The sequence below is a fragment of the Micromonospora parva genome, assembly GCF_000718515.1.
Classification (GTDB): Bacteria; Actinomycetota; Actinomycetes; order Mycobacteriales; family Micromonosporaceae; genus Micromonospora; species Micromonospora parva.
The window spans coordinates 1-11706 of sequence record NZ_JNZS01000001.1 but is presented as its reverse complement, the minus strand read 5'-3'; the positions used below and the strand labels follow the sequence as shown (position 1 = coordinate 11706).

7 protein-coding genes are annotated in these 11706 nt (G+C 74.0%); 4 read left to right on the top strand and 3 right to left on the bottom strand.

Annotated elements, in window-relative coordinates:
- Window positions 1-21: 21 nt before the first annotated feature.
- Window positions 22-1563 (bottom strand): pyridoxal phosphate-dependent decarboxylase family protein, encoded by a 1542-nt coding sequence (locus IF22_RS0100035; RefSeq protein ID WP_051708061.1) that lies wholly within the window; start codon window positions 1561-1563, stop codon window positions 22-24.
- Between the two features lie 83 nt (window positions 1564-1646).
- Complete coding sequence (locus tag IF22_RS0100030) at window positions 1647-2678, bottom strand: ABC transporter substrate-binding protein (RefSeq protein ID WP_030327351.1); 1032 nt, start codon at window positions 2676-2678, stop codon at window positions 1647-1649.
- Window positions 2679-2751: 73 nt separating this feature from the next.
- Between IF22_RS0100030 and IF22_RS0100025 the strand changes: the two genes are divergently transcribed.
- Genes IF22_RS0100025 through IF22_RS0100010 form a run of 4 tightly spaced genes read left to right on the top strand, consistent with a single transcriptional unit; the run spans window position 2752 to window position 7788 of the window.
- Window positions 2752-3864: a FecCD family ABC transporter permease gene (locus IF22_RS0100025; protein ID WP_030327349.1), complete on the top strand. Its 1113-nt coding sequence runs from the start codon at window positions 2752-2754 to the stop codon at window positions 3862-3864.
- Window positions 3861-4889: a FecCD family ABC transporter permease gene (locus tag IF22_RS0100020; protein ID WP_030327348.1), complete on the top strand. Its 1029-nt coding sequence runs from the start codon at window positions 3861-3863 to the stop codon at window positions 4887-4889. Before IF22_RS0100025 ends, IF22_RS0100020 begins: the two co-directional genes overlap by 4 nt.
- Window positions 4890-4918: 29 nt before the next feature.
- Complete coding sequence (locus tag IF22_RS0100015) at window positions 4919-5743, top strand: ABC transporter ATP-binding protein (protein ID WP_030327346.1); 825 nt, start codon at window positions 4919-4921, stop codon at window positions 5741-5743.
- On the top strand, window positions 5740-7788 hold the full coding sequence (locus IF22_RS0100010) for a penicillin acylase family protein (RefSeq protein ID WP_030327344.1): 2049 nt from the start codon (window positions 5740-5742) through the stop codon (window positions 7786-7788). Before IF22_RS0100015 ends, IF22_RS0100010 begins: the two co-directional genes overlap by 4 nt.
- Window positions 7789-7849: 61 nt before the next feature.
- Here IF22_RS0100010 and IF22_RS0100005 read toward each other — a convergent pair whose 3' ends face one another.
- Window positions 7850-11563: a S8 family serine peptidase gene (locus IF22_RS0100005; RefSeq protein ID WP_030327342.1), complete on the bottom strand. Its 3714-nt coding sequence runs from the start codon at window positions 11561-11563 to the stop codon at window positions 7850-7852.
- Between the last annotated feature and the right edge of the window lie 143 nt (window positions 11564-11706).

The window sequence follows — 11706 nt, the reverse complement described above, 5'->3', positions numbered from 1 at the left end:
GCGGGTTCGTGGTCACCGGCGTCAGCCGACGGGGCAGGTCAGGTCGGCGGTGACGTGGTCGTGCACGTACCGCCCGGCGTGGGTGGCGATCAGGTCGAGCACGTACCCGACGTCGTCGACAGTGGTTTCCGGGTTGAGCAGTGTGAACTTCAGGAAGTGCCGGCCGTCGACCCGGGTCCCGGCGACCACGGCGAGACCGGACGCGGCGAGGGCCTCCCGGGCGTGCAGGTTCGCGGCGTCGGCCAGGTCCCGGCCGGGGCCGGTGGGCAGGTAGCGGAACACCACGGTGCTCAGCTCGGAGCGCGTCACCACCTCGAAGCGTGGGTCCTCGCTGACCAGTTGCCAGGCGTCGGCGGCCCGGTCGACGACCTCGTCGAAGAGCGTGCCGAGCGCGTCCGGGCCCATCACCCGCAGGGTGAGCCAGAGCTTCAGCGCGTCGAAGCGGCGGGTGGTCTGCAGGCTCTTGTCGACCTGGTTGGGGATGCGCTGCTCCACCATCCGGGCCGGGTTGAGGTAGTCGGCGTGGTAGGTGACGTGCCGCAGCGCCCGCCGGTCGCGGACCAGCAGGGCGCTGGAGCTGACCGGCTGGAAGAACGACTTGTGGAAGTCGACGGTCACCGAATCGGCCCGCTCGATGCCGTCGAGCAGGTGCCGGCGCGTCGGCGAGACGAGCAGACCGCAGCCGTACGCGGCGTCCACGTGCAGCCAGACGCCGGTCGTCGCGCACATCTCGGCTAGCTCGGTGAGCGGGTCGATCGAACCGAAGTCGGTGGTGCCGGCGGTACCGACGACCGCCATCACCACCAGCCCCGCCTGCCGGCACCGGGCGATCTCCGCGCGGACGGCGGCCGGCCGGATCCGTCGCCGGGCGTCGGTGGGTACCGCGATCACCGCGTCCGGGGCGAGGCCGAGCAGCTTGGCCGACTTCTGCACGCTGAAGTGACCGGCGGCGGAGGTGAGCACGCGCAGCCGGGGAAGCAGCTCGGCGCGTGCCGACGGGCCGACGGCGCCGACGCACGCCTCCTCGCGGGCCAGCAGCAGCGCCTGCAGGTTGGACTGACTGCCGCCGCTGGTGAAGATGCCGTCGGCGTGCGGGCCGAGGCCGATCCGTTCGGCGGTCCAGTCGATCAGCCGGCGCTCGATGAGGGTGGCCCCGGCGCTCTGGTCCCAGGTGTCCAGGGAGGAGTTCACGGCGGTGAGCACCGCCTCGCCGAGCAGCGCCGGGATGGCCACCGGGCAGTTGAGGTGGGCCAGGTAGCGGGGGTGGTGGAACCAGACGGCGTCGCGCAGGTAGACGTTCTCCAGCTCGTCGAGCGCGGCGCCCGCGTCGCCCAGTGGACGGTCCAGGTCGACCCGGTCGACCAGGGGGGCCAGCTCGGTCGGCGTGATTCCGGTGCCGGGACGGTCCACTGTCGCCACCCGGCGGGCGACCCGGTCGACGCCGTCGGCGATTGTCCGGCGGTACTGCTCGACCGAGCCGCCGTGCAGCAGCTGGGCCCGCGCGGTGGTCGATGCCGACGGCGGCGGCGTGGTGGTCTCGACGGGGTACGTCGGCACGGTCACGGAATGTCCTTCCACGTTCTCGACGAGGGCAGCCGGAACCCACCCCAGGCGCGGCGGTGCGCCTCGGGTAGGTGCGGTGTTCGTCAGCTGACCTTCTTCGCGTTCCGGATGGCGGTGGCGAGGTTCTCCAGCAGCGGCGCGGAGCCGGCGTACGAGAAGCGGGGCACCGCGTCCCAGGCGCTCACCTGGTTGGCCTTCACCGCCGGCAGTTGCTGCCAGGTCGGCTTGGCGGTGAGGTCCTTGGCCTGCAGCGCGGTGCTGCGGTTGTCCAGTAGGATCAGGTCGGCGGGGAACTTGCCGGCGCTCTCCCAGCTCAGCGCCTCGAAGTAGTCGCCGGCTTCGAGCTTGGTGGGCACCACGATGTCGACGCCCAGCTCGGCGAAGTACATCAGGTCGGTGCTCACCTTGGGGTTGGAGACGTAGAACAGGTCGGGGCTGCCCGAGCAGGCCATGACCTTGATGCCGGGGTTGGCCTTGACGGCCTGCCGGACCGCTTCGGCGGCGGCGTCGAAGCGGGCCTTCGCGTCGGTGACCTTCTTGGCGGACAGGTCCGCGCCGAGCGATTCGGCAAGTGCCGCGTACCGCTCGATGGGCTTGGTCATCGGCACCCGGGCGGTGGTGACCGCCACGCTGGGCGCCAGCGGGAGGATCTTGTCCTTGCTCTCGTCCGGCACGTACCAGAGCGCGTCCGGGTCGTACATGTGGGTGACCAGCAGTTCGGGGCGCAGCGCCGCGTACTTCTCCAGGCTGAACTCGCCCCACACGTTGCCGAGGATCTCGACGCCCTCGACGTTCAGGTCGCCGGCCTGTGGGTCGGCCGTGCCGTCGGCACGCTTGGTCTCACCGAACACGCCGACGAGCTGCTTGTCGAGACCGAAATCGATCAGTGCGGCCGCCACGCCGGTGAAGGCCACCACGCGGGTAGGGCGGGCCGGCGCCTCGACCTTCCTGCCCCGGTCGTCGGTGAACGACCAGGGGCCGCCTCCGTTGCCGGTAGCGGGCTTGGGGGCGTCACCGGTGCCGCAGGCGGCGAGCAGGGTGGCGAGCGTGGCGGCGCCACCGGCGGCCAGGAGACCACGGCGGGAGAGACGGCGGGCGGACAGGGCATCGGGCATGGTGGTGTCTTTCGATCAGGGGTTGGCCGGGCTCGACCAGGGCAGCGGGGTTAGGTTAGCCTAACCTCGGTCATTGTCAACAGCGGTTCGCCGTTTCGCCACCACCCCGGAGCCCACACTGGACGCCACACCCACCGCCATCCGGCCGACACGTTCCGTGTCGACCCGGGGCGCTGTCGCACCCCCGAGCCGGCGTGGTCGCCGAGCGGCCCGCGCCGGCGGACTGGTCGCCGCCGTGGCCCTGCTCGCGGTGATCGTGGTGCTCAGCATCGCGGTCGGCGCGAAGGCCATGCCGCTCGCCGACGCCTGGTCCGGGTTGCTGCACCGCGACGCCGCCGAGTACGCGGTGGTGCACCGGATGCGCCTCCCCCGCACCCTGCTCGGGCTGCTGGCCGGTGCCGCCCTCGGTGTGGCGGGCGCGATCATGCAGGCCCTCACCCGCAACCCGCTCGCCGACCCCGGGCTGCTCGGCATCAACGCCGGTGCCTCCGCGGCCGTCGCCACCGCCGCCGCGTTCCTGGGCGTCACCGCCGTCGGCGGGTACGTCTGGTTCGCGCTGCTCGGCGCGGCGACGGTGACCGCGCTCGTCTACGCCGTCGGCGGCGGACGGGGCGCCACCCCGGCCCGGCTGGCGCTGGCCGGGGCGGCGCTCAACGCCACCCTCTACTCCTACGTGAGCGCGGTGATGCTGCTGGACACCGCGTCGCTGGAGCGGCTGCGCTTCTGGACGGTCGGTTCGCTGGCCAGCGCGGACCCGGCGACCGTCACCCGGGTGCTGCCGTTCATCGTGATCGGGCTGCTGGTCGCGCTCGGTGCCGCCCGCCCGCTGAACGCGCTCGCGCTCGGCGACGACGCGGCGCGCGCCCTCGGCGCTCGACCCGCGCTCATCCGCGCCGCCGTGATCGTCGCGGTCACCCTGCTCTGCGGCGCCGCGACCGCCGCGTGCGGCCCCATCGTCTTCGTCGGGCTGCTGGTGCCGCACCTGGTCCGCGCCCTGACCGGCCCGGACCTACGCTGGCTGCTGCCGTACTGCGCGGTGCTCGCGCCCGCGCTGCTGCTGGGCGCCGACGTGCTCGGCCGCGTACTGGGTCGACCGGGAGAACTCCAGGTCGGCATGGTGACCGCCGTGCTGGGCGGTCCGCTCTTCCTGTGGCTGGTCACCCGCCGACGGGTGGCCCAACCATGAGCGTCATCCGTACCCCTGGGGGGTTGTCGGTGCGGTTCCGGCCCCGCGCGTTGGGCGTCGGTGCCGGTGCGGCGTTGCTCGCGGCCGGGTTCGGCCTGGTGGCCCTGGGCAGCGGCGACTACCCGATGGGGCCGGCGGACGTGCTGCGCACGCTGACCGGCGGCGGCACCGTGGCGGAACAGTTCATCGTGTACGACCTGCGCCTGCCCCGGCTGGTCACCGCCCTGTTGGTCGGTGCGGCGCTGGCGCTGGCCGGCACGGTGTTCCAGTCCCTGGTCCGCAACCCGCTGGGCAGCCCGGACATCCTGGGCTTCACCCAGGGCGCGTCGACCGGCGCGCTGGTGGTGGTCGTCCTGGGCGGCAGCAGCCTGGCGTTGGCCGGCGCGGCGGTTGCCGGTGGGCTCGGCACCGGCCTGCTGATCTACGCGCTGGCCTGGCGGCGCGGAGTGCACGGCTACCGGCTCATCCTGGTCGGCATCGGGGTGGCCGCGATCCTGACCGGCGTCAACGGCTACCTGCTGACCCGGGCGCCCCTGATGGACGCCGCCCGCGCGGTGCTCTGGCTCACCGGCAGTCTGGACGGGCGGGGCTGGGCCAACGCCGGGCCGCTGCTCGCCGTCCTGGTCGTGCTGGCGCCGCTGGTGCTCGTCGGCTGCGCCCCGGCGCTGCGGATGATGGAGCTGGGCGACGACGCGGCCAGCGCGCTGGGCGTGCCGGTACGCCGACTGCGCCTGGCGCTGCTCGCCGCCGCCGTGCTGCTGGTCTCGTTCGCGGCGGCCGCCGCCGGGCCGGTGTCCTTCGTGGCGCTGGTCGCCCCGCACGTGGCGAAACGGCTGACCCGGGCACCGGGCCCGAACCTGGTCCCGTCGATGACCGTCGGCGCGGCGCTGCTGGCCGGCGCCGACCTGTTGGCCCAACGCGCGTTCGACGGGCACCAGCTGCCGGTCGGCGTGGTGACCGGCGTCATCGGCGGCGGTTACCTGGTCTGGCTGCTGGCCGTGGAACGCCGGGCGGGCCGGCTGTGAAGACCCGCGACACCCTCGAAGGAGCACCCATGCGACCCGGCGATTCCCGGCTCGGCGGCACCGCGCTGACCCTCGCCTACGACCAGCGCACCATCGCCGAGAACCTGACCGTGGCGGTGCCCGACAGCTCCTTCACGGTGATCATCGGCCCGAACGCGTGCGGCAAGTCGACGCTGCTTCGCGCACTGTCGCGGATGCTGCGTCCCAGCGCTGGTGCGGTGCTGCTGGACGGCCGCAACATCCACGACCTGCCGGCCCGCACCGTGGCTCGGACGCTCGGTCTGCTGCCGCAGTCGTCGATCGCGCCGGACGGCATCAGCGTCGCCGAGTTGGTCGCCCGGGGCCGTTACCCCCACCAGGGGCTGCTGCGGCAGTGGTCACGCGAGGACGAACGGGTGGTCGAGGAGTCGATGGCCGCGACCGGTGTCGACGACCTCGCCGACCGGGCGGTGGACGAGCTGTCCGGCGGGCAGCGGCAGCGGGTGTGGATCGCCATGGCGCTGGCGCAGCAGACGCCGCTGCTGCTGCTCGACGAGCCGACCACGTACCTCGACATCGCCCACCAGATCGAGATCCTGGACCTCTGCGCCCGGCTGCACGAGGAGCAGGGACGCACCCTGGTCGCGGTGCTGCACGACCTGAACCACGCCGCCCGCTACGCCACCCACCTGATCGCGATGCGCGACGGGCGGGTGGTGGCCGCCGGGGAGCCGTCGTCGGTGGTCACCGCCGACCTGGTGGCGGAGGTGTTCGGTCTGCCCTGTCGGGTCATCGACGACCCGGAGACGGGCACCCCGCTGGTCGTCCCGGCGGCCCGACGCCGGGCCACCACCCTGGCCCCGGAGCCGGCGTGAGCACAGAACGTTTCCGCGACCCGTGGGGGGTGCCGCACCTGCGGGCCGACGACCCGCTCGCCCTGGCGGCGGCGCAGGGTCGGGTGACCGCGTACGACCGGGCCTGGCAGATCGAGGTGGAACGGCACCGGGCCCGGGGCACCAGCGCGGCGTTCCTCGGCCCGGACGCGCTCGGTTGGGACCGGTTCGTCCGGCAGGTCCGGCTCGACGACACCGCCCGCCGCTGCCACGCGGCGCTGGACAAGGCGACCGCCGAGTGGGTGGGCGCCTACGTGGACGGCGTCAACGCCGCTCTCGCCGCCGGGGCTGCCCGGTCGCCGGAGTTCGCCGCCACCGGGCTTCGCCCCGGCCGGTGGGAGCCGTGGACACCGCTCGCGGTGTGGCTGGGCCACCACATCCTGTTCGCCGGGTTCCCGGGCAAGCTCTGGCGCGAGCACGTCGCGCAGCGGCTCGGGCCGGACTGGGTCGACCTGTTCGCCACCGACGGTCCGGCCGTGGCCGGCAGCAACGGGTGGCTGCTCGCCGCCGAGCGCACCGGCACCGGGGCCGCGCTGCTCGCCGGTGACCCGCACCGGTTCCTTGAGGATCCCGGTGTCTACCAGCAGATCCGGTTGGCCTGCCCGGAGTACGACGTCATCGGGCTGGCGGTGCCGGGCGTGCCGGGCATCGCCCACTTCGGGCACACCGGCGAGGTGGCCTGGGCGATCACCAACGCGATGGCCGACTACCAGGACGTGTACGCGGAGCGGCTGCGCCGCGACGGCCTGCGGGTGCAGGCGCTCGGCCCGGACGGCTGGCGACCGGCGCACCGGCACGTCGAGACGATCGAGGTGGCCGGGGCCGACCCGGTCGAGGTCGAGGTGGTGGAGACCGATCGTGGTCCGGTGATCGCCGGTGGGCCCGACGACGAGACGGCGCTCAGCCTGCGCTACCCGCCCCGGGTCCGGGGTGACAGCGGTTTCGCGACGCTGCCGGAGCTGCTGCGCGCCCGCACGGTGTCCGACGTGGATCACGCGCTGCGGCACTGGGTGGAGCCGGTCAACGTGGTGCAGGCGGCGGACACCGCCGGAGGGCTGCTGCACCGGGTCGCCGGGGCGGTGCCGGTACGGCACCCGGAGAACGGCCGGCGGGTGGTCCCCGGGTGGGACGCCGCGCACGCCTGGCAGGGCTGGCACGCGCCGATGCCCCGCGCCGAGGTGGCCGGTCGGGCGGTGATGGCCAACGAGCGCGGGTTGGCGGCCCCGCTCGGGGTGGAGTTCGCCGCACCGCACCGGGCGCACCGCATCACCGAACTGCTCGACGCCCGGGCGACGTGGACGGCCGACGAGATGGCCGCTGTGCACACCGACACGTACCTGGGCGCGGCCGGGCCGCTGCTGGCCGTCCTCGCCGAGTCGACGGGGCTCGGCCCGGCCGCCGCCGCGCTGCGCGACCGGCTGCTGTCCTGGGATCGCCGGATGGCCGCCGACAGCACGGACGCGGCCGCCTACGCCATCCTGCGGGCGGCTGTCGTCCGCCGGCTCGCCGCCCACCCGGCGCTGGCCGCGCTGGCCGAGCCGCCCGCGTACCCCGAGGTGTTCGCGCCCTGGCTGGCGCTGACGCCGCGGGTCGGTTACGCGCTGGAGCATCTGCTCGGCGCGACCCCGCCGCCCGGTGTGGACATCGGCGCGCTGGTGAGCGCGGCGGCCGAGGAGGCCGGCGACGCGGCCGCCGGGCAGGTGCCCTGGGGTGACCTGCACCGGTTGGCGCTGTGGCGGGCGCTGCCCGGCGCGGACGCCGGGCCCGGTCCCCGGCTCGACGGTGACCACGACTGCGTGCTGGCCACCTCCAGCGTGCCCGGGGTCACCCACTGGTGCCTGCGGGGGCCGGCGGCGCGCTTCGTCTGGGACCTGGCCCGCCGCAGCGACAGCCGGTGGGTGGTCCCGCTGGGCGCGTGCGGGGTGCCCGGCGACCCGCACCACGACGACCAGAGCCGCGCCTGGCTGGCCGGGGAGCTGCTACCGGTCGTCACCGACTGGGAGCAGCTGACGCAGGAGCGGGACTGACGGCACCGGCCGCCGCCCGGGGTGCCCGAGGCGCCCCCGGCGACGGCCGGCCACAGTGGCGTCAGCGCAGGCCGAACGCCCTGGTGATGCGCTGGCTCACGGTGTTGCCGGCGGCGTCGCGCGCGGTGGTGCGCAGGCTCACGAAGCCGGCCGTCGCCGGTGCGGCCAGCGAGGTACGCCAGCCGTCGCCGTGCCGGGTCAGCCGCTGCTTCTGCCAGCTCGCCCCGTCGTCGTAGGACACCTCCACCGTCACCGCGCCGACAGTGCCGCTGACGTCGGGCAGGTGGGAGGCGACCACGGTCAAGGGTGCCCGCCGCGCCGCCCGGCCGGCGGCGTCGATGTCCACCTGGTAGTCCAGCTGGATCATCGGCAGCACCTCGGCCGACTCCTCCCCCGTCACCGCCGAGGTGAAGCCCCACTCGGTGCGGGTCTGCCGGGAGTACGGGTTGCTCCAGGCGGCCCGGTCGTTCTCCACCACCAGCCGGTACGGCAGCCGCTGAGACGCCAGCCCGGAGACCTGGAGGTACTCGGCGTTGCCCCAGTTCAGCTCCTGGTCACCCTGGTAGAGGGTGGTCCGGTTGACCATGTCGTAGTTGGCGTACGCCTCACCGATGTGACCGCCTCCGTCGCCCCACCCGGGTGCGGGCAGGTAGACGGTGTCCAGGTATCGGACCGGCACGTAGCCGCCACCCATCCGGGGTCGCTGGATCGGCCCGAACCAGGTGACGGCGCTCGGCTTGCCCGCCGGGTAGGTCGTCACCGCCTGCAGGTGCTGACCGGTCTCGCCGGCGATGAACGCGTCGTCGATCCACCGCTGGTCGGCGCTCACCCAGTCGGTTCGCCGGCCCTGCGCCGGGGCCGGCTCCTGGTTGCTGGACGCCCAACCGCGCCAGACGTCGGTGCGGAACTCCAACGCCTTGCCCTGCCGGTAGTTGCGGAACTCCACGTCGACCCGGGCCAACTGCCGCTTCGTGGGCCGGTAGGTGGGGTCGGCCGGCACTGTGCCGGACCAGTGGTGCGCCACGTCGTACAGGTAGGTGGTCTCCGGGTGCGACTCGACGGTGAGCCGCACCGCGCCGCGCTCCAGCGCGGCGATGAGCTGCCCACCCTCGTCCGCGCCGAGCGTGGCCACTGTCACCGGGGCCGGGCTCTCCGGGCTCCACGCGAACTCGTCCCAGGGCTGCAGCCGACCGATGCCGTCGTTCACCACGAGCAGCAGCTTCGCCCCGGCCGCCGCGGCGGCCCGCGCCTGGGTGGCGATGTCGACGCTGTCACTGCGGCGCACCACCACGGCCCGGTCCCGGACCGGCCGATTGGCCAGCCCCGCCGCCGACGCGTCAGCGACATAGACCGCGTCCAGCTGACGACGACCGGCCGGCAGCGCCGGGGTGGCTCGCTTCACCAACAGATCGTCGTACGAGCGACCGCCCGCCGAGACGGTCAACGCCGGCTGCTCCAGCCGCCACCGGGCGCCGAACTCGAACTCGCCGTCGGTGACCGGACGGCTCGTCGGCAACGCCCACATGCTGTCGTACGAGTCGTCGGGCAGCACCTGACTCTCGGTGAGACCGTTCTTCGTGGACCGGTGGATGTCCATCCGCAGCGCACTGGCGGTGGCCTCCTGCGGCACCCGGGCCTGCACCTGCCGGGCGGCACGCGCGTCCAGGGTGACGGTGCGGTCGGTGTCCAGGTTGACGTCGGTGAAGCTGAGCATCGCCATGCCCTTGGAGTGCGGCCCGTGCACACCGCGCACGTCCGCGGAGATCCAACCGTTCCAGCTCGCCACCGGCAGCCGCAGCGTCGCAGTGCCGCTCTCGGGCAGGTCCACGGCGGTGAACAGGGTGTCGGCGGTGAGGATGACCTTGCCGACGAGCGGCTTGCCGTCCCGGTCCTTGGCGACCAGCGTCAGGTTCTGCCGCTGGCCCTCCTTGCCGGCCCCGATCAGGGTGCGGCCACGCACCGCACCGGCGTCGTCGGTGGCGACGATCATGCCGCTGACCTGCTTCTCCACCGGCAGCTTGTCGTACGCGGCGGTGACCGTCACGGTGGCGGTGCCGCCGGCCGGCACGGTGACCCGGTCGGCGGAGAGCGCGAACAGACCGGTCGGCGCCGTGGCCGCGTCGAGGGCCAGCTTGAGCGCGACCGGCGTGCCGCCGACATTGGTGTAGGTGACGGTGCGGTCGACGGTCATGCCCGGCTGCTGCGGCCACGCCTGGAAGCCGGAGTACGCGCTCGGGGTGGCGAAGACGGTGGCGTGCGCGGCGGCCACCGCGTCGACCCGACCGGCACCCGCCTGGTACGGGGTGTACCCGGGGGTGGCCTTGACCGTGCTGACCAGCGCTTCCTTGATGCGCTGACCGGTCCAGTCCGGGTGCGCGGCGGCGACCAGCGCGGCCGTGCCGGCCACGTGTGGGGTGGCCATCGACGTGCCGCTCATCAGCGTGTAGTCACCGGAGCCGCCCCGCACCAAATGCGAGCGGGCGGCCAGGATGTCCACGCCGGGGGCGGTGATCTCGGGCTTGAGCCCGCCGTCGCCGGCGCGTGGGCCCTGGCTGGAGAAGTCGGCGAGGTGGTCGGTGGCGTCGACGGCGCCGACGGTGAGCGCCGAGTTCGCGGCACCCGGGCTGCCGATCGTGGCCGGGCCGCTGTTGCCGGCGGCGATCACGAAGAGGGCGCCGGTCTCGGCGCTGAGCCGGTCGACCGCCTGGCTCATCGGGTCGCTGCCGTCGGTGGACTCGCCACCCAGGCTCATGCTGACCACCCGGGCCTTCTGCTCCCGGGCCGCCCACTCCATGCCGGCGATGATCCAGGAATCCTGCCCGCTGCCCTCGCTGTTGAGCACCTTGCCGATGTGCAGCCGGGCACCGGGGGCAACACCCCGCTCGGCGCCACCGGACGCGGCGCCGGTGCCGGCGATCGTCGAGGCGACGTGCGTGCCGTGGCCCTTGTAGTCGAGGATGTCGGGCTCCGACGGCACGAAGCTGCTGGACTCGGCGATCTGGCCGAGGAGGTCCGGGTGTTCGGCGTCCGCCCCCGAGTCGAGCACTGCGACGTCGACACCGGCGGCGGTGTTGCCCTCGGCCCACAGCGTCGGCGCGCCGATCTGCGCGGTGGACTCGGCCAGGTCGGCGTGCACCCGGCCGTCCAACCAGACCTTCGCGATGCCGTTGGCCAGGGTCGGGGCGTCGCCCGTACGTCGGGTCGAGCCGGCGGTGAGCGCGGTCCAGAACCGGTCGGCGGTGGCGCGTTGGCGGGTCAGCGCCGCGCCCTGCACGCTGTCCAACGGTCGGACCAGCTCGGCGCCGTCCAGTGCGGGCCGGGTGCGGTTGCGGGCCGCCGCGTCGGTCATCGTGACGATCAGCGGGAGCGCGTCGGTGTGCGCGTCGTCGTAGCCGTCGGCGATGAGGTCGGTGACGTTGAACAGTTGCCGGTCCAGCAGGCCGCTGGTGACGTAGGACAGCGCGGCGTCCGGGTAGACGTAGGTGTCGCCGTCGCGCACGGTGCGGTGGAAGCTCGGGGTGCTGCCGTCCGGTCGGCGCACTGTCGACACCGTGCTGCCGTCCGCCGCGGTGGTGACAGTGACCGTGTCACCGGTGATCAGGGTGACGGTGGACGCGCGCCCGGCGGCGGCCGGGGGCAGGCCCGCCGGGCGGTCGGGGTGGTTCGGCGGGGCGGCGGCCGCTCCCGCGCCGGGTGGGGTGAACCCGGCCGCCAGGGTGAGGGCGGCGCCAAGGGCGATCAGCCCGGATCGGCGACGCCGGTGAGACAGAGCCACGGTGACCTCTTTGTGTCGAGAAGTGGTACGCACCACAGCATCGACGTAACACCCGCCCCGACCGCACCCCCACACCCCGACGCAGTTACGTCATGGCACAAACCCGCCACCCTGCCCCGCCCCGCCCTCGTGCCGTCCCGCCC